The following is a 25,199-nucleotide window of genomic DNA, read 5'->3' on the forward strand; positions in this document are numbered from 1 at the left end:
TTCTATTCCCCCAATATAAAAATCTGTTTTATAAGATCAGTCAAAACGACATTCCACGGCTCTGGCATGTGCTTCCAAGCCTTCTTTTCTTGCTAAAAGAGTAATCGCATCTTTCGCTTGTGCCAAGGCTTCTTTTGTATAATAAGTAACTTGACTATACTTTACAAAATCGTACACACCCAATGGCGAATAAAATTTTGCAGTACCACTTGTCGGCAAGACATGATTCGTTCCAGAAAAATAATCTCCTACTGGTTCTGACGCATACTCTCCCAAAAAAATCGATCCAGCATTTTTTATTTCATGTAAATAACTGATTGGATCAGCCAGTTGTACTTCTAAATGTTCTGGAGCAATCTCATTCATAATCGTAAACATTGCTTCCACTGTTGACGCAAGAATGATCAATCCATGATTTTCAATTGCTTTTTCAGCAATTTCCTTACGAGGTAATGTTTGTAATTGTTGATAAATTTCTTTTTCGACTTCTTCTGCAAGTTTGACTGAATTCGTCACTAATATTGCTCTGGCAAGCGTATCATGTTCCGCTTGAGACAGCAAATCAGCAGCAATATAAGTAGGATTTGCAGCAACATCTGCCAAAATCCCAATTTCAGAAGGTCCTGCGATCATATCAATTCCCACTGCACCGAATACTTGTTTTTTAGCAGTTGCCACATAAATATTACCAGGTCCGACAATTTTATCCACTTTAGGTACGGTTTCTGTTCCATACGCAAGAGCCGCAATTCCTTGTGCTCCACCAATTTGAAAAATTTTATCTACTCCTGCAATTTTTGCTGCGGCTAAAATCACATCAGAGATTCCATTGGCTGAAGGCGGCGTAATCATGATGATCTCTTTAACACCAGCGATTTTTGCAGGCAAAACATTCATCAATACAGAGGAAGGATAGGCAGCCGTTCCGCCCGGCACATAAACCCCTACTCGAGCTAAAGGTAATACTAATTGTCCCCGTAAAACACCTGATTTTTCTGTATCCATAAAATCATATTGCTTTTGTTTTTGGTGATAACTGACAATGTTTTCTTTAGCCGCTTCTAAGGCTGCGATCACATCTTTTTCTACTCTCTGAAAACCTAATTCGATCGTTTCCTTCGTTATAAATAAATCCTTTAGTTCAACTTGATCAAATTTTTTAGAGTATTCCCGCAACGCTTGATCGCCATTTTGGATCACTTGTTGAATGATCTGACGAACTTGTTCCTCCACTTCTTGATTGTTCTCTTGAGTCCGCTGAATATTATCGTTTAATGCTGTTAAAATTTCTGACGTTTCCCCTGTTAACCATTTCATGTTTATCCTCCTTCAATTACAGATTCTAGTTCATTAAATAATTGGAATATTGCTTGGCGCTTACGTTTTAGCATTGCTTTATTTACGATCACCCTAGCCGAAATTGAACAAATATCTTCAAATATTTCTAAGCCATTTTCTTTCAAGGTTGTTCCGGTCTCTACTATATCAACAATTGCATCTGCCAAACCTAAAACTGGCGCAATTTCCACAGAACCTTCAATCTTGATGATTTCAACATCTTCTCCCTTTTTGCGAAAATGTTCAGATGCAACGGTTGGATACTTTGTTGCAATTCGTTTTCTTTTATAATCATCCGGTTGATAATTTTTTGTAGAGGCGACTGAAAACTTGCATACGCCAATCTTTAAATCCAGCATTTCATAATACCCAAATGGATGCTCAATCAGTACATCTTTACCGACAATCCCCAGATCAGCAACACCGTGTCGTACATAGGTCGTCACATCAGCAGCTTTTACTAAAAGAAACGTAAAACGGTGATCGGGACTAGTAAAAATTAATTTTCGCTGCTTATCCTGCATAAAAGAAATATCGATTCCTGCTTGTTCAAATAGTATTAATGTCTGTTTTTCCAAACGCCCTTTTGTTAATGCAATGGTCAATTGTGTCAATTTTGAGCCCCCACCTTTATCACATGTATTTTATCTTGTGTTACCTCGATAATCTGTTGATACTGCCATTTTTCTCCATATTTCAACGCATCTTCCAGTGTTTCAAATAAGGATAATTGATAGCCTCTATTCTCTTTTACCAGCGCTTCTGATTTCGATAATTGTGCTAAGGAGCCATGAACCAGTGTCGTCGGCTGTTCTAAAGGAGCTAAACCTTTGATTTGATATTGTAAAGCAACCAATGTATCTAAATTGATGCCCAATCCAACAGCTGGAATCACAGGATGACCGAATTGCTCTGCTAAATGGTCATAGCGTCCACCACGTAAAAAAATATCTGGCACTAAATCGGCATAACCACTAAATAAAACACCTGTGTAATAATCCATCAAAGCTACTAAACCTAAATCTACAGTTAATGAAATTTTTGGGTGACACGTCTTGATAGCATTCATTAGGGTTTCTAATTCATCGATGATTGCCATGATTTTCGTATCATTTTTCAACAGTGATTTTGCGATCGGTAACACTTCGTCCACTTCACCAAATAGCCTTGGGATTGCACTAATAAATCCATCTAAGTCACTTGGATATCTCGCTACAAATCGCTTTAGATCCGTTAAACTTTTATTATTAACATAAGTTTGTAGTTCTGCTTTTGCAGTGTTATCTAAACCAAGTGAAGTCACAATGCAACGGAAAATTTTCGCATGCCCTAATTCAAAATGAAAGTTTGATATGTTCAGTGCCTCTAAAATTTCAATAGCACATGTGATACATTCGACCTCGGCTTTTAAAGAAGAATAGCCAATCAATTCAATTCCAGCCTGAGTCAACTCGTTTTGCTCTCCTAACATGTCATCATTTGAGCGAAATACTTTTCCACTATATGACAACTTAAGAGGCGGTTGAATCCCTGTTGTTGCAATCACTCGCCCGATTGGCGTCGTCATATCAGGCCGCAAAACCAGTAATCGGCCTTGCTTGTCAAAAAAGCGGTACAATTCTTTTTCATTTTTTTCTTCACTGTAAAACACATCTTCAAACTCGATCACAGGCGTATCAATTCGTTGATAGCCTCTTTTTTTCACGATATCATTGACTTGTTTTTCTAATTGATAAGCCCCATTTGCTTCTCGGAATAATTTGTCTTTCGTTCCTGATGGTAAACTACGATTCCATTTCATTAGGTTCCCTCCTTTTTATAGGTAACAACATTCTGCTTTATTTCACCTTGTGCTTTTCACTATCAACTTATTTTTATTCATTGTGTTTTAAAACAAAAGAATGAGCATTTAAAGCTAGATAATAAAAAAACGCCCCCTTAGCAAATAAGCCAAGAGGACGAGAAAATTTTCACGTGGTCCCACCTCAGATTTGTTTTTACTTCACAATAAAAACCTCTGTTAGTTAGATAAACTAAGGAGCGATAACGGACTCTCCGATTTTTCCTACTCATTTAGAATACGAAACAACCCTCGTGAAACTAAATGTTTTATTTCAGAAAAACAACTTACAGGCGTGTTCGATGATAATTCATTATTTCCTTTCAGCAAACGGAAACTCTCTAAAACGAATCGATTCATCTACTATTCTGATCATCGTTCTTTCATTTGATTCTCATATATTTCTAAATAATTTATCATGAAATCTGAATATAGTCAAGAGGCTTTACGGAAAAATTGATAGCTAGGACTGATTACACAATACTTTTCATTGTTTTTTTATTTAACACAAACATTCGCTCATATTCTTTTCTTATTTTCCTATCCTATTATGAACATTCTTTTGGCTCATTTTTACTTACTTCTATTGAGTCAATTACGACACTCGGCTTTTAATTCAACTAAAATATTACTTCAATACAAAAATCAAGTTTCAGTCATCTTTCACTTTTGTAATCTATTTGTTCGTTGATTCCCACGCCAAAAAGAGTTATTTTTTTTATACTAATAGAAAGTAAAAAAATAATATCTATTAGGAGAATGAAATGAACGGAAATCAAATAAAACTTATCATGATGGGCTTGATGCTCTTAGATCACCTTTTACCACTTTTACCACCACAATTTAATACACCAGTTGGTATGATAACTCGTTGTGTCGCTATGTTTTTTGCATTTATGGCAGTCGAAGGTTTTCACTATACAAGAAGCCGAAAAAAATATTTGCTACGTCTCTATAGCTGGGCAGCAATCATGTTTGTAGGGAATACTTTAATCAATACCTTGATTATCAAAAATCCTATGTACCAGATTCAGAATAATATTTTTCTAACGCTCTCTTTTGGCGTGACGATTTTAACACTGATCGATTTTTCAAAGCGCGTGAAAAAACCTGTCTTGAAAATCGGAACAATTATTTTGGCCATTATCTTAGTATTAGCAGTATCTTTAGATTTTATTCCTACAGAAGGTGGATTAATCGTTATACCATTTATGCTACTTAGTTATTTTTTCAGAGACAATGCAAAAAAGAGAGATATTTCCTATATTATTCTTTCAATTCCTTTGTTGCTACTGGCGATTGTAGGATTGCCCGAATATTCTTTTGAAACCATTAAAGAAAGCCTAGCCGCAAATCCAGAATTTCTATTTATTACAGTCATTCCTTTTATCCATTTATATAACGGTAAAAAAGGGAGTAATAATCCATTCTTTAAATATTTTTTCTATGTATTTTATCCAGCACATTTGTGGATCATCACATTGGTTGCTTGGTATCTACATCAAGGGTAATTCAACAAAAAACGTCGTTTTAAGATTTTCATCTTAAAGCGACGTTTTTATATTTCATTAGATATACTTTGTTTGTATTTTTTTCGGTAACTTTTTTAATACTAACTCATAGGATTTCCTTAAAAAACCAGCTAATTGTTCCTCAGTAAACGACGAATTTTCCAATACAAAGGAATTCCAATGTGTCTTATTTGCGTAATATCCTGGAACCACATCTGAATATTGTTCACGCAACAATTCATTTTCTTCCGGATCCCCTTTGACTGTCATCACCCAGTCACCTGCTTTATTTGTTCCAAGCATACAAAAACATTTCTTCTCTATCCCAAAATAATCGCAATCCCAATCTTCTCGATAATCAACTGTTGCTCCCGGCCATGTTTTAGCCGTATCTTTTAAGTACTGGATTTTATTTTTCATTGGCTTGTTCCAACTGATCATTACAAAATAGACTCAACAAGTTTCCATCTGGATCTTTGATGATTGCGTAATACTGACCCCAAAATGCTTGCCACGGTTCCCGAAAGATCTCATAACCAAAGCCTTTCATTTTCTCACATACTTGATCGATTTCTGTAGGAGAATCACAGAGAAAAGCCAATTCGATTTTATCGCCTTCACTTTTTGGAAGATAACCATAAATTCCTTCGATCATTTTTTTAGTATTCAGTGAAATGCGCATCCCTTCGTTATTCACTTCTACATAATCAGCATTTTTTTCTCCCAATGCCTTAAAGCCTAAACGATCATAAAATAAAACTGCTTGCTCCATTGACTCGACAATGATTCCAACCATATCTAATTTCATCTTAAGAACCTCCATCCTTTTTCATTTATTATAATCCCTTGCACAATTCTTGTCTTGTAAAATTCCGACATGTTGACAAATTGCTTGCGGTGTTAGCCCGGTCATTTTTTTCATTTTCCGAGAATAATGGGCCTGATCAAAAAAGCCATATTTTTCAACTAAGTCTAAGTGACTGATATTTGGCCCACTGATCAATTCCTGATACACTTTTTGAAAACGTAAAACATCAAACGCTTCATAGGGTGAAAGTCCCGTTTCTTCTCTAAATAGTCGCTGCAAGCTTCTTTCAGATAAGGAACTATTAACTGTACTTTCAGCATAACTAATTACGTGACGATGGTCTTCGATAAACATCTGAATGGGTATCGAAATTTTTTTCGCTGATAACCAATTCAAACGTTCTAAAAAAAACAAATCAATCCCTTTAATCAGATCATGAAGTGACTTCTTTCCTGATAATTTATCTGTCATATCAATAGCCATTCTTTTTTCAAGTAGTGCTAACTCAACTAATTGATCTTTTAGCCCTTTAAAGGATTGCTTGAAAAAGGGATACATACCACCTAAATAATACCGGATACCTAAATAAACAGTCGGTTGATCTGAGTAGGAATAAAAAAAGCTCGTGTTAGGACCACTAATATTGATTTGTAAAACATCTAATTCCACACTTAATTGAACAATCAGATCTGAACATAAATCTGGGATAATTCTGCTAGGCGGACTTGACGAATCTACATAACTAAACCAATAAGATTGTATATACGGACGTAAACGAAAATCAGGAGCAACTTCTTGGTAATCACTTGTATTGTCTTGCCAAACTTGCGGTCGATAGTCCATCATCTTGCTCCTCCTTTCCTTCCCTTATCGTGAGTTATTCCCCGTTCTTATAAGCCATGGTTGCATAAACCGCTCTTTTCCACCCATCATATAGGTCGTTTCGCTTTTCCTCTGTGATTTGCGGTTCAAATCGTTTTCCATGATGCGTAAATGCTTTAATCTCATCTAAGTCTTTCCAAAAACCAACAGCTAACCCTGCTAAGTAGGCAACACCTAAAGCAGTTGTCTCTGAAAAATCGGCGGCTTCAACTGGTTTGTTAATGATATCCGTTTGAAATTGCATCAACAGATCATTTTTGGACGCGCCGCCATCTGCTTTTAATAATTTGATCTCGATCTCGGAATCATTTTCCATTGTTTTGATAACATCCGCTGTTTGATAGGCAATCGACTCCAGAGTTGCACGAATCAGGTGCTCTTTTGTTGTTCCTCTGGTTAAACCAAATACAGCGCCTCTAGCCTCTTGGTCCCAATATGGTGCGCCAAGACCCGTAAAGGCTGGTACAACATACACTCCATCCGAATCAGGGACTTGGCTTGCTAAAACTTCTGATTCGCTCGCGTTTTCAATCAACTTCAATCCATCACGCAGCCATTGAACAGCAGATCCCGCAACAAAAATACTGCCTTCTAAAGCATAATTGACCTTACCATCAATTCCGTACCCAATCGTTGTTAATAGACCATTTTCAGACAAAATTGCTTTTTCGCCTGTGTTCATTACAATAAACGCACCTGTGCCATAAGTATTTTTGACCATACCTTTTTCAAAAGCCACTTGTCCAAAAAGTGCAGCTTGCTGATCCCCAGCCATCGCTGCAATCGGAATATTTTTTCCATAAAAATGATAGTCTTCAGTATATCCGTAGATTTCTGCATTTGAACACACATCCGGCAGCATATTTCGAGGGATAGCTAAAATGTCTAAAATCTCCTGATCCCAATCCAGTGTGTGAATATTGAATAACATTGTCCGACTGGCATTCGTGTAGTCCGTTTTATGAACTTTACCACCTGTTAGTTTCCATAATAGCCACGTATCGATCGTTCCAAATAATAATTGTCCAGTTTGGGCTTTTTCTTTAGCACCTTTAACATGTTCTAACAACCACTTTACCTTTGTCGCTGAAAAATAAGAATCGATGATCAGACCTGTTCTTTTTTGAATAAACTCCTGATAACCGTTTTCTTTCAGTTCATCTGCTATTTCATTTGTTTGCTTAGATTGCCAAACAATCGCACGATGGATCGGCTCGCCTGTAACTTTATCCCAGACAATCGTTGTTTCACGCTGATTTGTAATGCCAATCGCCTTGATTTGAGCAGGTTTTAACTTTGACTCGATCAACACATCTGCGATAACGGACTGAACAGAATTCCAAATTTCATTTGCCTCATGTTCTACCCAGCCAGGATGTGGAAAATACTGGGTAAATTCTTTTTGTGCTTTAGCGATCTCTTGTCCGTTATGATTAAAAATAATGGCTCTTGAACTTGTTGTTCCTTGATCTATAGATAAAATATATTGGTTTTGTTTCACGTCTTATTCGCTCCTTGAAAATGATACTTCTATTATAAAACAAAATGTACTTAAAAGTCCTATTCTAGCATAAGTAAAAACATGCCATGACTTTTTCAGTCACAGCATGTTATTGATATAACTATACGTTTACTTTTCTTTTATTATTTCTTAACTCTGACAAGTACAAATTAGTTGTATTAGAATAAATAACATTGCAGAGTATGATGATTCTAACAATTTGAGATACTATGGTCTTTAACTCAAAATCGAACATCAGAAAAATAATATTAATGATTGCAATAACCATCAGTACTTTTGCTAAATGATATCCCCAAATACTTCCTTTGATCAATAGCACTCCAACAATAACTGAAATCGTCACACTGATCAAACTTATCCACAATAACACGCCAATTATAGAAAAGATATAACTAAAACCAAATTCCATAACTAATCTGAACATCCCAACTAAACCAATCAATGGAACAACTATTAAAAACCAACCCAATCCCTTCCAAATCCAAGGCACTTTCATTTTACCCCTCCTTTATTTACAGTTACTTTATCAGTTTAAAGATTCTTAACTAAATAATCAATAGTTCCTTTATTCATAAACTGTACAAATTTCCTTTTTCAAGTCATCTACAATTTCTAATTTTTTTTTAATAATAAACCTTCTAGATAAATTAAACTTGGCATCTGTCCAATTATTTCATCCGCTTTTTTATTAGAAAACGTTATCAATACTATAATTTTTTAACCCAATTTTGAATTTGAGAGCGAACAGATATTTTTTTTAGATTAACATATTATTAAATGGTCAAAAAAACAATTTTCTGATAAACTTAACTTGATGGCTTCTTTGAAAGGATGAACTATATGACCCCGAATCGTGAAGACTACCTAAAGCTAATTTTTGAATTAGGTGGCGATGAAAATAAAATCAACAACAAACAAATCGTTTCTGGCTTAGATGTTTCAGCTGCATCTGTCAGTGAGATGATTTCAAAGTTGGTAAAAGAAAAACTGGTTGAACATTCACCTTATCAAGGTGTTCAGCTAACAGAATTAGGGCTAAAAAAAGCAAGTACGCTCATTCGCAAACATCGATTATGGGAAGTATTTTTAGTTGAACATTTAAACTACTCGTGGAATGAAGTTCATGATGAAGCTGAAGTCTTAGAACATGTCACCTCTCAAACATTAGCAAATCGATTGTCTGACTACTTAAATCAACCTAATTTTTGTCCTCATGGTGGGGTTATTCCAGGAGATGATCAGCCTGTACACGAGAAAAAACGACAAACTTTAATAGACTATCCGATTGGGAGTAAGATTCGCATCGCTCGTGTATTAGACGAAAAAGAATTACTAGACTATCTCGTCTCGATCGATCTACAAATTCATGAAGAATATACGATTGATGAAATTGCAGCCTACGAAGGTCCGATTAGTATTAGCAATGGCAACAAAAAATTAGCAATCAGCTATAAGGCAGCAAGTACAATTTTTGTTGATAAATTATAAAAAGACATATCGACTAAGCGGCAGGCTCAGAGATACCATCTAGCCTAGCCTCCACCAAGAAAGCGGGGAAATGAAATGAACGAAAAGATCGCTCTATTTACTATATTTGGCGGCACTGGTGATTTAGCAAAAAGAAAACTTTATCCTTCTTTATTCCGTTTATATCGCAAAGGTAATTTAGCTGAGCACTTTGCGGTGATCGGCACTGCAAGAAGAGACTGGTCTGACGATCACTATCGTGAGATTGTTCGAGACACAATCAAGGACTTAAATCCAACAGCTGAAGAAGCTGAGGCATTTTCAAGTCACTTCTATTATCAGTCCCACAATGTCAATGATTCTGAGCACTACGATACCTTAAAAAAATTATCTGATACCTTAAACGATAAATACGAATTAGGTGGAAACCATATTTATTACTTAGCAATGGCTCCCCAATTTTTTGGCACGATCGTGCAACACTTAAAATCACAAGGAATTTTAACAGATAACGGTTTTGATCGTTTAGTCATCGAGAAACCATTTGGCTCAGATTATGACTCTGCATATCAATTAAATGAAGAAATTCGTGCTGTTTTCCCAGAAAAAGATATTTTTAGAATCGATCACTACTTAGGGAAAGAAATGATCCAAAATATATCAGCGATTCGTTTTGCTAATAACATTTTTGAATCACAATGGAATAATCGCTATATCGATAACGTACAGATCACCTTTGCTGAAAGTCTTGGTGTTGAAGACCGTGGTGGCTATTATGAACACAGTGGTGCTTTAAAGGACATGGTTCAAAATCATATCTTGCAAGTTGTCGCGTTGTTAGCAATGGAACCGCCTGTTGCTTTTTCAGAAGCTGAAATTCGTGCAGAAAAAGTCAAAGCTTTACAAGCGATTCGCCTTTATTCTGAGAAAGAAGCGTTGGAAAACTTTGTTCGTGGTCAATATGGTCAAGGCAAACTGGATGATCAAGAATTTATTCGTTATCGTGATGAACCAAATGTTGATGAACACTCTCAAACTGAAACATTTGTTGCCGGAAAATTCCTAATCGATAATTTCCGTTGGTCAGGCGTACCATTTTATATCCGCACAGGAAAACGTCTAACTGAAAAAGGCACTCGGATCAATATCGTTTTCAAGCAAGTACCCGTTAATGTCTTCAAAGATGATATCGATAAATGTGGTGAAAAAACAGATTTACCACCAAATGTCTTAACGATTTATATTCAACCGACAGAAGGTTTCTCCATGACACTAAATGGCAAAGAAATTGGTCAAGGGTTTACAACAACTCCTGTAAAATTAGATTATCGTCATAGTGCAGAGACAACTGGCAATAGTCCCGAAGCTTATGAAAAATTATTATTGGATAGTTTGAATGGTGATGGCACAAACTTCTCTCACTGGGATGAAGTGGCTCAATCTTGGCGTATTGTTGATATTATTCGTCATGCTTGGGATAAAACATCTGTCGACTTTCCTAATTATGCGGCAGGCTCAATGGGTCCTGATGCTGCATTTGATTTGTTAGAACAAGATGGTTTTTCATGGGATTGGCAACCTGATGTCTGGTATCGTGAACGTGGCAAATTAGAATAAAGAAAAAGGCTCTGGAAATTCTCCAGAGCCTGTTTTCTAATCTTCGAATCCTTCAGCAACAGCTTCAGGGTAATTTTCTTCAACGATTGTAGCACAACGTCCGCATAAGTGTGGTAATTTTTCATTTTCACCAACATCTGTGCGCACCGCACGACAACGTTCGCACGTTTCACCTGCTGCTATTTCTACAAGAATCGACATATCATCAAATTTTTCAACTTTTTCAGGCACTTCTGCAGCTAAAGTTGCTACCTCAAAACCAGAAACAATCAATATTTGAGCGATATCTGCGTCCACAGCTGTTAATAACTCGTGGATTTGTTCATTAGGATAAACGGTTACTTTCGCTTCTAATGATTTACCGATCAATTTAGAATTACGTGCTTCTTCCAATGCTTTTAAGACATTATCTCTAAAGTCCATGAAAGCAGCCCAAGTATCTAATAACTCTTGTTGATTAGCAAATTCTTCATAGCCTGGGAATTCAGCTAACTGAACATACTCTTCATCTTCTTTTAAGTAGCTCCAAATTTCCTCAGAAGTATGCGGAATGATTGGTGTTAATAGTTTTGTTAATGCAACAGCTATTTGATAAAATACTGTTTGCATACAACGACGTTGGTAATTATCTTCCGCTTCAATATAGACGACATCTTTAGCAAAATCTAAGTAAAATGATGATAGATCAACCGTTAAGAAATTCATCACTGAACGATAGATTTGCATGAAATTGTATTTTTCATAGCCTTTTTCACGAATTTCTTGAATCACTTGATTTAATCGGATAATCATATATTTATCCACAGAACGTAACTCTTCATAAGCAATTGTGTGATCTTTTGGTTCAAAATCACTTGTATTCGCTAATAAGAAACGCATTGTGTTGCGGATTTTACGATAAACTTCAGAAACTTGATTCAAGATATCCATTGAAACGCGTACATCTGCTTCATAATCTACACTACTTACCCACAGGCGTAAAATATCCGCACCCATTTGCTTGATCACTTTATCAGGTAAAATAGTGTTACCCAATGATTTACTCATTTTACGGCCTTCGCCATCCAGTGTAAATCCTTGAGATAAAACAGCTTTATAAGGTGCCACACCATTGATGGCTACACTTGTCGTAATACTTGAATTAAACCAGCCACGGTACTGATCAGAGCCTTCTAGATACATATCAGCTGGGAAAGTCAGTTCTGGGCGCTCACGCAAGACCGCTTCATGAGATGAACCAGAATCAAACCAAACATCCATGATGTCATTTTCTTTCGTAAATTCACCATTTGGAGAACCAGGATGTGTGAAGCCTTCTGGTAATAATTCTTTTGCCTCACGTTTGAACCAGATATTTGATCCATGCTCAGCAAATAAATTTGCTACATGATCGATTGTTTCAGGAGTAATGATTGCTTCACCGTTTTCAGCATAGAAGATCGGTAATGGTACACCCCATGCACGTTGACGAGAGATTACCCAATCACCACGATCACGAATCATATTGTACAGACGAGTTTTGCCCCAAGGAAGAATCCAATCAACTTTTTCAACTTCATCTAAGATATTTTGGCGGAATTTATCGATTGATGCAAACCATTGCGGTGTTGCACGATAAATAACAGGTTTCTTTGTGCGCCAGTCATGTGGATAACTATGTGTAAAGAAGTCCAATTTTAATAATGCATCTTTTTCATCAAGTAAGGCTGTGATCATTGGATTCGCTTTATCATAGAAGACACCTTCAAATCCAGGCGCTTCATCCGTAAATACACCACGATTATCCACAGGTGAAAGAACATCTAAATTATATTTCTTCCCTACGATATAGTCATCTTCACCATGTCCAGGAGCTGTGTGAACTAAACCAGTACCAGCATCTAATGTTACATGATCCCCTAGCATAACTAATGATGTACGATCATAAAATGGATGTTGTGCTGTCATATATTCCATATCTTTACCAGAAATCGTTTCAAGAACTTCAACATCATCCCAGCCAATTGCTTCTTTAACTGTGTCTAAAAGATCTTTAGCAACAACGTACTTTTTACCATATGCTTTAACAACAACATATTGGTAAGTAGGATTCACAGAAATTCCTAAATTTGCAGGCAGTGTCCAAGGTGTCGTTGTCCAGATTACAAAAGATGTATCTGTATCTAAGATTCCTTTGCCGTCAACTACTTTAAACGCCACATAAATAGATGCTGATTTAACATCTTTATATTCGATTTCAGCTTCTGCTAATGAAGACTCGCTAGATGGAGACCAATAAATTGGTTTTAGCCCTTTATAAATATAGCCTTTTTCAGCCATTTTTCCAAACACACGAATTTCAGCGGCTTCATAAGTCGGATCTAATGTGACATAAGGATGTTCCCAATCTCCTGCAACACCTAAACGTTTGAAGTCAGCGCGTTGAGTATCTACTTGTGAACGTGCATATTCTTCACATTTTTCACGGTATTCAGCTAAAGTCATCTCTTTTCTTTTGATGCCTTTATTTGTCAGTACTTGTTCGATCGGCAAGCCATGTGTATCCCAGCCAGGAACGTAAGGTGAACGGAATCCAGACATAGATTTTGAACGGATAATAATATCTTTACTGATTTTATTTAACGAATGACCTAAATGGATATTTCCATTAGCATACGGCGGTCCATCATGAAGAACAAATGTTGGTTTGCCTTCGTTTAATTCTTGACGTTTTTCATAGATTTTTTTCTCTTCCCAATCTTTTTGCCATTCTACCTCACGGTTTGGCAAATTTCCACGCATTGGAAAAGCAGTTTTTCCCAACTGTAATGTTTCTTTCATTTTCATTTTTATTTCCTCGCTTTCGTTTATGAATATTGATTAAAATAGGGTTACTGTATTTACTAGTGTGAAATCATCAATATTAAATTTTTCTTCAGGCATTTTGAGGATTCACTAGTAAGAAGGAAACTTCTCTCACTTCACACGCCTTGTACTGTTCATCATCCACTCTAGTAGAGCCAGTCGTAGGCCTTCAATTCTTTGTGCTTTAGTTCTTAAAAATTGAAGGGATCGAAACGGAGTTTAGTGATTCACTAGTAAGGAAACTTCTCTCACTTACGTTCGCCAAGTACTGTTCATCATCCACTCTGGCAGAGCCAATCGTAGGCCCTCAATTCTTTGTGCTTTAGTTCTTAAAAATTGAAGGGATCGAAACGGAGTTTAGTGATTCACTAGTAAGGAAACTTCTCTCACTTACGTTCGCCAAGTACTGTTCATCATCCACTCTGGCAGAGCCAATCGTGGTGATTCACAGCAAAAAAGTACCTTCATCCCAAGGGACGAAAGTACTCGCGTTACCACCCAAATTTAAAATAATCGATTAACTCAATTATTTCCTCTGTTAATTGTTAACGAAATCACTCGTCAAGTCTTACTACATTCAAACTTGAGTAAAATAGAGGATCTTTTCAATACCAGGATCTGTCAAACTTTCACTATCATTGACTCGCTAAAAGAATGGTTATTGACTTTTCTGTTCTATTTATATACACAATTATTTAGGATCTTGATTTAATAAATCAAGCATTGCTTTTGGATCCATTGCAGCTTTTTCAAGGGTTGGTGTTGATTGTTCTGTTGTTGCAACTGGTTCTGCAACAACATCATCACTTTTATCAAGTTCTTGAGCTAATACTTCTTTAATAACAGTATGTGAGTCACTTACGTAACTTGAGAATGGTTTTAGTAGTTCATTCCAGTCTTCACTCTTCACTTGTTCTAATTGTGCTTCTAACATCAAGCTTAGACGTTGATGGAAGACACGTGTTTTCTTCTTCAAGTCATCTGTCTCAGCTGCTAATTGACGTGCACGATCAGTTGCGTCTGTTAGAATTTCTCTTGCTTTTTCTTCTGCAGACGTAATAAGATTGCTTGAACGTTTTTCAGCTGAAGAAATCATTTCGTTCGCTGTATTTTCAGCAGAAGTTACGATTACTTCTGATTCTTTATTTGCACTTGTTTTTACTTTATCTGCAGTGTCTTGAGCTACAATGATTGACTGATTCAATGCATCTTTTAATTCATTGAAATATTGTAATTTTTCTTCTGCATGTTTTAATGATTTTTCAAGCTCACGTGTTTTTTGAAGAGAATCTTCATAATCTTTCGTTACTTGATCTAAAAAATCATCGACATCGTCTTGGTTGTACCCTCTCATTTTTGTAGAGAAGTTCTTATTTTGAATATCTAATGGAGTTAATGCCATATTCCTTCACCTCTTTGGATTATTTTCGTAGTACTCCCAGTAACAAACGAAACTTGTCCTTTTTCGTCTTCCCCTCTAACTCTTGAATTTGGATTCGGCCAAACCCTCTAATAGACACAATATCTAAAAGGTCTACTAGGAAATCAGGTCTTGTATTCTCCGTCCAATTCACTTTGACTTTTCCAGATTCGATCAATTGTTTTGATCTCTGTCTAGATATATTATATACGCTAGAGATCAAATTATCCAGACGTAACGAACTTATTGTTATCCGTTCATGCATCCAATCATCTTTTGGAAGAATCATCTCTGTATATTTTCTTTTTTCTAATCTTACAGATACTTTCCCAATTTTTTCTACCTGATTCTCAACAAAACTCGAGATCTCTTTAGCAACAAACACTTGCCATCGATCATTGTCAGAAATAATATCGCCAAAATATTCTCGTTTGATCCCAGTGTTGACTAAGGTACCCAATACCTTACCATGAGATAACGTAGAAAATTTTACAGGATAAACGATTTCTAGTAATTCCACTTCAAAATCTTCTTCTTTTGCTTCGTAGTAATCAGGAAAAATCAAACAACGTCTTCGTTCAGCTTGTTCATACCCACCATAAAACTGAAACTCAAGCTCACTATTTTGACGAATCAACGTTTCTAAAATATATGCCTGCCTCGGATCTAAAAAATCCGATAAGTAAGGAGCGTATTGACTTTCAACTTGCTCTAACCAATCACCAACAGAATCAATAAAAGGATGCTCATCTTTTCGAAAATGTTGATACACATTTGCGTTCATAGATAAATCATCCTTTCTTTTATTAATACAAGATTGATTGTAAAATTCGTCCCAGTCCACTCGCAGCTAAATTCAACACAATGATTGCAATCATTACATTAAAACCAACCATACCTATTCTCAAATTTAATCGATCAAATAAGCTTAAGTAAGGTTCTGAAATTCTTGAAATCAAACGGCCAAACGTAGAATCATATGCTCCTGGAAACCAAGATAATAATGCATAAATGATTAAAATGCCCGAATAGATTTGAACACCTTTATATAATATAAATATAAATAGAGCGATACTCATTACCTCCTAACTAAAAATCAAACATTTGTTTCTTAGCTAACGATTGTGCAGTAGCACTATCGATTTCAATGTTTGATGGTGTGCAAAGAAAAATTTCATCGCCTACACGTTGAATGTCTCCATCTAATGCATAAACTGTTCCTGTAAGAAAGTCCACAATTCTTCTTGCTTGATTTTCTTCCACTAAATGAAAATTAATCAGCACAGCATCACTTGCAATAATATGTTTAGCAATATTCATTGCTTCAGAATAAACGCGTGGTTCAATAATAGTTATTTTCCCTGGTTTACCTGAACTATGTGTGTCTTGCGAACGTTTTGAATTTGAGTTATTAGAACTACGCATGGAGACAACCTTTTGCTCATTAAATGCTGTTTCCTGACGGCTTTCTTTCTTATCTTGATGCGTTTCTGTTGAACGATAACGAGCAGATGGCTTTTCGGTTAAAGGCTCCGTTGCAGTCGGTCTTTGTACCTGTGCTTGTGTTTGTCGAACCGTCTGTCTTGGTTGCTCATTCACAACCTTTTGCTCTTCGTATTCATCATAATTATCATATTCATCTTCACCAGATAATCCAAAAAAGCTCGATAACGCATTTTTACTAAAAATTGACATAGATTCCCCTCCTTTACGCACCTCTGAAAATTGCTGTTCCGATTCGTACAAAAGTTGCACCTTCTTCAATAGCGATTGGGAAATCATTACTCATTCCCATGCTAAGCTCTGTACATGGCGCATATGACAGATGCTGATTATTTATAGCTAATTGCAGTTTTTTCAATTTAGAAAATACTTCGCGAAGAACTTGCTCAGAAGCATCCAACGGCGCCATAGTCATTAATCCTACGACTTTTATTCTATCAAATGTTTCTAATTGATGAATAAAATCAATAACATCATCTGATTTGAATCCGTGTTTACTCTCTTCGCCAGTAATATTTACCTCAACGAAACAGGAAATTTGCTTCTCTGCCCGCTTTTGGATTTCTTCTGCTAATTTAAAACTGTCCAAAGCGTGAAAATAATCTATCTCATTTATTACTGATTTTACCTTCCTACGCTGTAAATTACCAATCAAATGCCATTTGATAAATGAAAAATGTTTCAGTGCCATTTTTTTCTCCAGTAATTTATCGACTCGGTTCTCAGCCATATTCTCAATACCAAGTTCAGCAAGCTCCTTGGCAATGTCTTTTTCCACTGATTTAGTCACGGCAATCATCGTTACATCATTGTCTGACCGCGCTGCTTTTTGGCATGCTAGCTGAATTTCTTGATTTATTTTTTCTAAGTTATCAACTAGCATGTTTAAAAGTCGCTCCTATCTTTTTCTGCGGAAAAATGGTGGTGTGTTTAATTCATCGTCATTATTTTGTGATGGTTCTTCACGATGAAATGTTTCAAAATCCTTTTTCTCAACATTCTCAAATGTTGTATCTTCGACTTTTGGTCGTACGTTTTGCTCACGACGGATGTCCCAATCACCAAAAGCACTTGTCTCTTCTTGAGGTTGAGGTTGTGATGGTTTTGATTGCTCCATATCCAAGACTGGTGCTTGTTGCACTGTTTGGATTTGAGTAGGTCTATTTTGACGTTGAGATTTACGATCTTTTTTAGAAGGATCGATTCCTGTCGCAATAACTGTGACACGGATTTCATCGCCCAAGTCTTCATTGATAGAAGTTCCTAGAATGATATTCACATCACCTGTTGCAGCACTTGTTACGATATCAGAAGCATCTTGTGCTTCAAATAATGTCATATCTAAACCGCCAGTGATATTTAACAATACTTGTTCAGCGCCATCAATAGATGTTTCTAATAATGGAGAAGAAATAGCTTTTTTAGTTGCTTCAATGACACGGTCTTCACCGCTCGCAACACCGATTCCCATTAAAGCAGTTCCTTGGTTTTCCATAACCGTCTTCACATCAGCGAAGTCTAAGTTGACATACCCTGGAGCTGTAATCAAATCTGAAATACCTTGTACTCCTTGACGTAATACATTGTCTGCTTCACGGAATGCTTCGAGCATTGGTGTCTTTTTATCTACAACTTCTAGTAGTCTGTTGTTTGAAATAATTAGTAATGTATCTACATTTTCTTTTAAAAGAGCAATTCCTTCTGCTGCGTAGCGTCCGCGTTTTGGTCCTTCAAAGCTGAATGGTCTTGTGACAACTCCAACTGTTAAAGCACCTAATTCTTTTGCGATTTTAGCTACTACAGGAGCAGCTCCTGTTCCTGTTCCACCACCCATACCAGCAGTGATGAAGATCATATCAGCTCCTTGTAAGGCATCTGATATTACTTGTTCACTTTCTTCTGCTGATTTTTGGCCAACTTCTGGTTGAGATCCAGCACCTAAACCACGTGTATACTTAGGTCCAAGTTGAATCACTGTTTCTGCTTTTGAGTTTTTAAGGGCTTGTACGTCTGTATTTGCAGCGATGAACTCAACGCCTTTGACGTTTTCGTCGATCATGCGGTTAACAGCATTACCACCGCCGCCGCCTACACCGATAACTTTGATGACAGCGCCATTGTTAATGTTATTATCTAAAGAAAATTCCATAGTATCGTTTCCTCCTGTTTTAATTGTTAGTCAAAAATGTTTGAGAAGAAGTCTTTGATCTTGCCTGTAACTTTTTCACCAGATTCATGAATTTCAGAATCGTCGTAATCATCTTGAGATGTATCTGTATAAGTATCATATTGCACTTCTTGTTGAACTGCGATTGGCTGTGATGATTTGATCTTTTCGCCTGGAATCGCACCTTTAGCAATATGATAAATGTCATTCAGTTGAGCAGAATATTCTACGATACTGATCACATTTGTAAAGACTGGGTTACGTAATCCCATGTGGTTAGGTACGTACAATTTCACACTTGCATCAAAAATTTCCTGTGCTAAATCAACAACACCCGGAAGACTTGCGCCGCCGCCTGTTAAGATTACTCCACCCGGAAGTTCTAAAGCATCGATTTCGTCCAATACTTCTTTAGATTTTTTAAAGATTTGTTCTACTCTGGCTTCAATCACTTCTGAAAGGTAACGTTCATCAACTTTTACAGGTTCAGACTTACCAATCACATCAACTGGAAATTCTTCACTTACTGATGTTCTTTCAGGATAAGCATCGCCGTAATTGATTTTCAATGCTTCAGCGTTATTGAATGATGTATTCAATACGATAGAAACATCTTTCGTAACAAACTCTCCGCCTTCTTGGTTTACATGAGTAAATTTTAATTGTTTATCATGCATTACAGAAGTCGTTGTTTGTCCACCACCCATATCGATCACGATGGTTCCAAAATCTTTCTCACCATCTGAAAGAACTGTTTCTGTTAAGGCTAACGGCATAATCACTAATTCATTTACTGTTAAGCCAGCTTTTTCAACACATTTTCTAGTATTGTGAATAATTGTTTTCGGACCTGTGAAAACTACGCCGAACATTTCTAAACGAACGCCAATCATTCCTCTAGGATCTTTGATCCCTTCGAATCCATCTACTGTAAATTCTTGAGGCAAGATTGCTACGATTTGACGTTCAGGAGGAGTTGAACGAACCAGGGCTGCAGATGCTACGTTTCTAACATCTTCATCAGTGATTTCTTTTGACTCACTACTTACAGCGATCATTCCTTGGCAATTTTCCACTTCAAGTAAGTTTGCTGGTAACCCCACATTCACACTTTTAATTTGAATTCCCGCTTTTTCTTCTGCTTGTCTTACTGCTCTTTGAATCGCATTAACTGTTTTATCTATATCGACAATAATCCCTCGATTTAATCCATCAGATTTTGCGTTTCCTACGCCAATGATATTCATTTGACCTTCGATAAACTCAGCAACTACAACTTTTACTGATGTTGTACCAATATCAAGGCCTACATACATTCCTGTCTTTGCCATGAATGGGGTTCCTCCTCCTATTAATTCCAATATGTAAGCGGGCATTAAATACCCGTTTAAATATATATTTTATTATGAATACTCACTTCTTTCAATTTTACCATAAACATAGGCTTTTTAGAAAGTAGATTCTACTATTTTATTCTTTTATTTTTCTTAACTTTATTCTAGGGCCTGTGAAGATTCTTCTACACTTTCTTCAGTCTCCTCATTATTAAAAGGATATGAGAAAATCCCGACTTCCATATCGATGATTCCTGGTTTCTCCATTTGGCTCGCTACCTTGCTATAATACGCCATTTTCTCCTCTAATTGAGAGATATTTACGATTACTTCATTCGCATCTTTCATATGAAGATTGATCAATTCTTTGTTTGCATTTGATGGCGCATAACGAATTTCTGAGATATTTTGTTTTATATCCTCAGGAAGTTTGTTATAAGAATTCATTAAATTTTTAATGATCGACTGATCTTTAAAGTTTCGAAAAACTGGCATGCCGCTCACAGGTGCGCTCATTTCCTCTGGTAATATCTTCCCGTTTTCTAAAATGGGGTGAAAAATACTATCAGCAGCTTCTAAAGCAACGACCTTATATTCCTCAATTTTTATATTGAATGAATTGATCCCACTTAGTGAAATCGTCGCTTTTTTTACTCGCGGTATTTGACGCTTTATTTTCTCTTCATAAATTTTTCTGTCGCCAAACTGCTCCCATAAACTCTTGCCTTTCTCTAATTTAGATTGGGCAATGATTTTCTGACTATCAACAGCTTCACTTCCAGTCACACCAATGCGGCCTAACTTACTAAGTGGAGAAACAAAATAAAGTACAATCAATATTGCAATCAAAAAGACTGAAACGATCAACGTCAATCTGCGAAACAATCGTTTGTTTCGTACTTTTTTTATTTTTGGTAAGCGGTCTGCAAAAGATTCGTAAGTTTTCTTTTGTTTTTCTTCTGTTTCCGACTCATCTGAAGGAGTTTCCTCCGTTTCAGTTTCTTCCTCTTCCACAGACGCCTCTTCTTGCTCTTCCTTTTCATTAGAAACGACAGAAGGGTTCCATACAGGCTTGTCGCCTTGCGTTTTCAAATATTCTAGATTTTCTTTTTGCCACGGGGTCAGATTTTGCTCATCTATTTGTTCAGAAGTATCCAATTGTTGGTCTTCTTGACCCCCTGAGTCATCTTTTTTCTTACTAATCTTCTACACCTCCTATCAAGATATCTCTTTTACCACTTTGTAAAGTCGTTCACCAGCATCTGGAATACCTTCTTTTTTAGATGCCTCAGCCATCGATTGATGACGGGATTCATTTAGCAAAATTCCATCGATTTCAGTTACTAGATTCAGTCCTGTAAGTTCTTTATCAGTGATCATTTCAACTGCTCCAGATTTGACTAAACTTTGAGCATTTTTCGTTTGATGATCGTTTGTGACATATGGACTTGGTATTAAAATTGCAGGCAATCCTAACGCCGTAAACTCTGCGATAGAGGTTGCTCCAGCTCGACCAACCATTAGGTCTGCCGCAGCTAAAACTTCTGCCATTTTATCAATATAAGGCTGAATACTTATGTTTGTCAATTTCTTTTCGGAAAGATTTAATGTTTCTTGTAATTCTTTATAATATCGCTCACCTGAGGCATAAAGAACTTGATAATCTCGCTGCTCAAATAGAGGAAATGCCTCAATGAATGCTTGATTGATTTTCAGTGCTCCGCGGCTTCCACCGAAAATCACTACTGTTTTCTTATCAGGATCTAATCCATATTCTTTTAAAACGTCTGTTTTTTCGATCATCACGACTTCTTGAGCTCTTGGATTACCTGTTAAAACTACCTTATCTTTAGGAAAATACTCCGCAACATCTGGAAAACAAATAGCTACTTTTGTCGCATATTTGCTCAAAAACTTGTTCGTCATTCCAGGTATGCTATTTTGCTCATGTATGATTGTTGGAATCTTCAACTGCTTTGCAGCATAGACGACCGAACCTGATACATAACCGCCTGTTCCGATAACGACGTCAGGCTGAAAATCTTTAATAATTTTTTTAGCTTTTCCAATACTATTTAGGAAAAGATAAACTGTTTTAATATTTTGAGGACTAAGCGAACGACGAAATCCTTGGATTTTGATCGTCTTAAACGGAATATTGTATTTTGGGACTATTTTACTTTCTAGACCTATTTGTGTGCCCACATACATGAACTCGGTATTGGGATCTACTTGTTTTGCATAGTTAACAAAGGCCAAAGCTGGATAAATGTGTCCACCTGTTCCGCCGCCGGTTATTAGTATTTTCATAATTATCTCACTTTTCTATGTCTTTTAGCTGGTGCATCGCTTGGATAAACGCCTCTCCGCGTAATTCAAAATTAGGATATTGGTCCCAACTTGCACACGCAGGCGATAATAGAATAGTATCATTTTTTTCAGAAAAATCATAGGCTTCATGTACAGCCGTTTGGACGTTTTCTGTCAAATGTATTGTTTTGATTCCGGCTTCGACTGCTGCTTTGTGCAGTTTATCTTTTGTTTCACCGAAAAGAATGATTGCTTTAACTCCTTTTAGTGAGGGGATCAGCTCATCAAAACTATTTCCTCGATCTAAACCGCCCGCTAATAAAATAAGTGAAGAATGATCAAAACCACTCAAAGCCATCTCAGTAGCTAATATATTAGTCGCTTTTGAATCATTATAAAATTTCCGACCTGCTATTTCGCCCACATATTGCGTGCGATGAGGTACTCCTGTAAAAACCGTCAATGTTTTTCTGATCACATCTGTTGGCGTCTCTTTTAATTTAGCAACAGAAATTGCAGCTAAGGCATTCTCAATATTATGACTGCCAGGTACACCTAATTCCGCCGCCAACATGATGTATTCTTCTTTATAGTAGATTTTTCCATCTACAAGATAAGCTCCAGCAACTTTTTCTTTCGTTGAAAATGGAATAATTGCAGCTTTTGTTGTTTTGCTTAATTCTTGCAGCTCTTGCTGATTCCAATTTAAAACCAGAAAATCATTTTCCTGCATATTTTCTTGTATTGCCCACTTAGCTTTTACATACTCTGCTCTTGATCCATGATAGTCTAAATGTGCTTCGTAAATATTTGTAATTACAGCGATTTTCGGACGGAATGTCTGGATTCCCATTAATTGGAAACTTGATAGTTCCATGACGATATCATCTGAGCTATTAGCCCCTTCAGCAACTTCACTTGCTGGATACCCAATATTCCCTGCTAAACGTGCAGTCCCACTTTTACGATCAGCATTCAAAAGCAAGCCAATCATTGTGGTCGTGGTTGTTTTGCCGTTTGTTCCAGTGATTCCGATAATCGGACATTCCGCGATTTGATAAGCCAGCTCAACTTCTGTAAGAACAGGCAAATTCATGCTTATTGCCTTCTCAACTAAAGGATTCGTATAAGGAATACCTGGGTTTTTTACAATCAAAGAAAAATCTTCGTCTAATAGTTCGATTGGATGTCCACCCGTAACAACACGAATACCCAAGGTTAATAAATCTTGGGCTTCCGGATTTTGATCAAATTGTTTAAAATCATTGACTGTCACTAATGCACCTAGCTCATGTAGCAACTTAGCAGCACTAACACCACTCTTAGCAAGTCCAAGAACAAGGACTTTTTTGTTTTCATAATCTGTTATCTTTTTCATTATAATTTCCCCTTATCTTAGAAAAGCTGAAAGAAGCGATTAACTCTGTAGTAAGTTAGGAATTTTGATATGGAACGTTTCTTGTCCCGTTTCAAAATTATCTACTTTCCTAAGAGTTGCTTCTTGATGCTAGACACATTAGAAAAGCTGAAAGAAGCGATTAGTTCAGTGGTAAATTAGGAATCTGAGACTAGAACGTTTTTGGTTCCAGTCTCAGATTATCTATTTTCCTTAAGACTGCTTCTTGATGCTAGCCATATTCATGCCTCTGACTCTCTCTAAAAAATAATCCACAATGTGATTGCTGAACAGACCGCACCTGTCAACCAAAAAACAATATCGATCTTCCATTCAGACCAACCGCACATTTCGAAATGATGATGAATTGGTGACATTTTAAAAATTCGTTTGCCGAACAATTTAAATGAAGTAACTTGCAAAATAACACTAGCCGTTTCACATACATAAACGAGTCCAATCAACAATAATGTCCACTCTTGACGCAATATAATAGAAATGGCTGCCAATAATCCTCCTAAGGCTAGTGAACCAACATCTCCCATAAAGATTTTAGCTGGTTTTCTATTATAAGGAAAGAAACCTAACAGACCACCAATCACACTTAAGCATATGATAACGACGTCAAATTGCTGTTGTTTCCAAGCAATGATCGCATAGGTACCGAATGAAATCGTACCTAATCCTGCAACCAACCCATCGATACCATCAGTCAAGTTTACCGCATTTGAAAATCCGACCAACCAGAAAATGACAAATACACCATAAAAAATACCTAACGGTAATGTAACAACACCAAATAAATCTAGTGTATCAGGTAGCCCTTCTGAACGGTAAACAAAATAAAATACTAATCCGCCAATGATTTGACCAATCAATTTTTGACGAGAATTTAAACCCATATTTCTTTTTTTAAACACTTTGATAAAATCATCTAAAAATCCTAATAGTCCATAAAGAACCAAGATGAATAAAATAATCAGTAAAGAAGGAGTGAGTTCTTGTTTCCATAATCCCACTAATAATGAGGTGATAAAACTTGCAACTAGAAAAACTAAACCACCCATTGTTGGCGTTCCTGTTTTCACATTGTGCCAAGTTGGACCATCTTCACGCGTTGTTTGTCCTTGTTTTTTCATTTGGAAGTAACCGATAAACATCGGCATCACCGCCACTGTTATAGCAAAACTACATACTATGGGAATAAAAATTTGTGTCCACTCCATGATATCTCTCCTAA

23 protein-coding genes and 1 other annotated feature are annotated in these 25,199 nt (G+C 36.5%); of the genes, 3 read left to right on the forward strand and 20 right to left on the reverse strand.

Annotated elements, in window-relative coordinates; translation table 11 throughout:
- Window positions 1-36: 36 nt before the first annotated feature.
- Genes hisD through hisZ form a run of 3 tightly spaced genes read right to left on the reverse strand, consistent with a single transcriptional unit; the run spans window position 37 to window position 3,139 of the window.
- Window positions 37-1,317 (reverse strand): histidinol dehydrogenase, encoded by a 1,281-nt coding sequence (gene hisD, locus BCR21_RS09450; RefSeq protein ID WP_069646218.1) that lies wholly within the window; start codon window positions 1,315-1,317, stop codon window positions 37-39.
- Between the two features lie 2 nt (window positions 1,318-1,319).
- Window positions 1,320-1,952, reverse strand: coding sequence for an ATP phosphoribosyltransferase (gene hisG / locus BCR21_RS09455; protein WP_069646219.1), 633 nt, complete (start codon window positions 1,950-1,952; stop codon window positions 1,320-1,322).
- Complete coding sequence (hisZ, locus tag BCR21_RS09460; RefSeq protein WP_069646220.1) at window positions 1,949-3,139, reverse strand: ATP phosphoribosyltransferase regulatory subunit; 1,191 nt, start codon at window positions 3,137-3,139, stop codon at window positions 1,949-1,951. Before hisZ ends, hisG begins: the two co-directional genes overlap by 4 nt.
- A gap of 150 nt (window positions 3,140-3,289) precedes the next feature.
- Window positions 3,290-3,563: a binding site (T-box leader), on the reverse strand.
- Between the two features lie 379 nt (window positions 3,564-3,942).
- Here hisZ and BCR21_RS09465 point away from each other — a divergent pair.
- Window positions 3,943-4,689 (forward strand): TraX family protein, encoded by a 747-nt coding sequence (locus BCR21_RS09465; RefSeq protein ID WP_069646221.1) that lies wholly within the window; start codon window positions 3,943-3,945, stop codon window positions 4,687-4,689.
- Window positions 4,690-4,746: 57 nt separating this feature from the next.
- On the opposite strand, the gene BCR21_RS09470 is transcribed toward BCR21_RS09465, so the two are convergent.
- From BCR21_RS09470 to BCR21_RS09490, 5 genes are all read right to left on the reverse strand, one after another.
- Complete coding sequence (locus BCR21_RS09470; RefSeq protein WP_069646222.1) at window positions 4,747-5,109, reverse strand: MmcQ/YjbR family DNA-binding protein; 363 nt, start codon at window positions 5,107-5,109, stop codon at window positions 4,747-4,749.
- A complete protein-coding gene (locus BCR21_RS09475; RefSeq protein WP_069646223.1) occupies window positions 5,099-5,497 on the reverse strand; it encodes a VOC family protein in 399 nt (132 codons plus the stop codon). Before BCR21_RS09475 ends, BCR21_RS09470 begins: the two co-directional genes overlap by 11 nt.
- 21 nt (window positions 5,498-5,518) lie before the next feature.
- Window positions 5,519-6,343, reverse strand: a complete 825-nt coding sequence (locus BCR21_RS09480) for an AraC family transcriptional regulator (RefSeq protein ID WP_240488084.1) — start codon at window positions 6,341-6,343, stop codon at window positions 5,519-5,521.
- 31 nt (window positions 6,344-6,374) lie between these two features.
- Window positions 6,375-7,880 carry a glycerol kinase GlpK gene (glpK, locus tag BCR21_RS09485; RefSeq protein WP_069646224.1) on the reverse strand — a complete coding sequence of 502 codons (1,506 nt, stop codon included), beginning with the start codon at window positions 7,878-7,880 and terminating at the stop codon, window positions 6,375-6,377.
- 121 nt (window positions 7,881-8,001) lie between these two features.
- Window positions 8,002-8,397, reverse strand: a complete 396-nt coding sequence (locus tag BCR21_RS09490; protein ID WP_069646225.1) for a hypothetical protein — start codon at window positions 8,395-8,397, stop codon at window positions 8,002-8,004.
- Between the two features lie 344 nt (window positions 8,398-8,741).
- Between BCR21_RS09490 and efaR the strand changes: the two genes are divergently transcribed.
- Window positions 8,742-9,389: a transcriptional regulator EfaR gene (gene efaR, locus BCR21_RS09495; protein WP_069646226.1), complete on the forward strand. Its 648-nt coding sequence runs from the start codon at window positions 8,742-8,744 to the stop codon at window positions 9,387-9,389.
- A gap of 75 nt (window positions 9,390-9,464) precedes the next feature.
- A complete protein-coding gene (gene zwf / locus BCR21_RS09500; RefSeq protein WP_069646227.1) occupies window positions 9,465-10,985 on the forward strand; it encodes a glucose-6-phosphate dehydrogenase in 1,521 nt (506 codons plus the stop codon).
- A gap of 36 nt (window positions 10,986-11,021) precedes the next feature.
- On the opposite strand, the gene ileS is transcribed toward zwf, so the two are convergent.
- The 12 genes from ileS to mraY all read right to left on the reverse strand — a co-directional run bounded on the left by ileS (window position 11,022) and on the right by mraY (window position 25,185).
- The gene (gene ileS, locus BCR21_RS09505; RefSeq protein WP_069646228.1) at window positions 11,022-13,811 is read right to left on the reverse strand and encodes an isoleucine--tRNA ligase; all 2,790 of its coding nucleotides are present in this window, start codon (window positions 13,809-13,811) and stop codon (window positions 11,022-11,024) included.
- A gap of 709 nt (window positions 13,812-14,520) precedes the next feature.
- On the reverse strand, window positions 14,521-15,231 hold the full coding sequence (locus BCR21_RS09510; RefSeq protein ID WP_069646229.1) for a DivIVA domain-containing protein: 711 nt from the start codon (window positions 15,229-15,231) through the stop codon (window positions 14,521-14,523).
- Window positions 15,232-15,250: 19 nt separating this feature from the next.
- Entirely contained in the window at window positions 15,251-16,033 is a 783-nt protein-coding gene (locus BCR21_RS09515; RefSeq protein WP_069646230.1) for a YlmH family RNA-binding protein, read from the reverse strand.
- 22 nt (window positions 16,034-16,055) lie between these two features.
- Window positions 16,056-16,328: a YggT family protein gene (locus tag BCR21_RS09520; RefSeq protein WP_069646231.1), complete on the reverse strand. Its 273-nt coding sequence runs from the start codon at window positions 16,326-16,328 to the stop codon at window positions 16,056-16,058.
- Window positions 16,329-16,338: 10 nt separating this feature from the next.
- Entirely contained in the window at window positions 16,339-16,944 is a 606-nt protein-coding gene (locus tag BCR21_RS09525) for a cell division protein SepF (RefSeq protein ID WP_069646232.1), read from the reverse strand.
- A 13-nt stretch (window positions 16,945-16,957) separates the two neighbouring features.
- Complete coding sequence (locus BCR21_RS09530; RefSeq protein ID WP_069646233.1) at window positions 16,958-17,635, reverse strand: YggS family pyridoxal phosphate-dependent enzyme; 678 nt, start codon at window positions 17,633-17,635, stop codon at window positions 16,958-16,960.
- A 15-nt stretch (window positions 17,636-17,650) separates the two neighbouring features.
- Window positions 17,651-18,901: a cell division protein FtsZ gene (gene ftsZ, locus BCR21_RS09535; RefSeq protein WP_069646234.1), complete on the reverse strand. Its 1,251-nt coding sequence runs from the start codon at window positions 18,899-18,901 to the stop codon at window positions 17,651-17,653.
- A gap of 26 nt (window positions 18,902-18,927) precedes the next feature.
- Window positions 18,928-20,250 (reverse strand): cell division protein FtsA, encoded by a 1,323-nt coding sequence (gene ftsA / locus BCR21_RS09540; protein ID WP_069646235.1) that lies wholly within the window; start codon window positions 20,248-20,250, stop codon window positions 18,928-18,930.
- A 162-nt stretch (window positions 20,251-20,412) separates the two neighbouring features.
- On the reverse strand, window positions 20,413-21,411 hold the full coding sequence (locus BCR21_RS09545) for a cell division protein FtsQ/DivIB (RefSeq protein WP_084013284.1): 999 nt from the start codon (window positions 21,409-21,411) through the stop codon (window positions 20,413-20,415).
- A 60-nt stretch (window positions 21,412-21,471) separates the two neighbouring features.
- Window positions 21,472-22,563: an undecaprenyldiphospho-muramoylpentapeptide beta-N-acetylglucosaminyltransferase gene (murG, locus tag BCR21_RS09550; protein ID WP_069646236.1), complete on the reverse strand. Its 1,092-nt coding sequence runs from the start codon at window positions 22,561-22,563 to the stop codon at window positions 21,472-21,474.
- 7 nt (window positions 22,564-22,570) lie between these two features.
- Window positions 22,571-23,941: a UDP-N-acetylmuramoyl-L-alanine--D-glutamate ligase gene (murD, locus tag BCR21_RS09555; RefSeq protein ID WP_069646237.1), complete on the reverse strand. Its 1,371-nt coding sequence runs from the start codon at window positions 23,939-23,941 to the stop codon at window positions 22,571-22,573.
- A 278-nt stretch (window positions 23,942-24,219) separates the two neighbouring features.
- Window positions 24,220-25,185 carry a phospho-N-acetylmuramoyl-pentapeptide-transferase gene (mraY, locus tag BCR21_RS09560; protein ID WP_069646238.1) on the reverse strand — a complete coding sequence of 322 codons (966 nt, stop codon included), beginning with the start codon at window positions 25,183-25,185 and terminating at the stop codon, window positions 24,220-24,222.
- Between the last annotated feature and the right edge of the window lie 14 nt (window positions 25,186-25,199).

Source organism: Enterococcus ureasiticus (assembly GCF_001730285.1).
GTDB lineage: Bacteria > Bacillota > Bacilli > Lactobacillales > Enterococcaceae > Enterococcus_L > Enterococcus_L ureasiticus.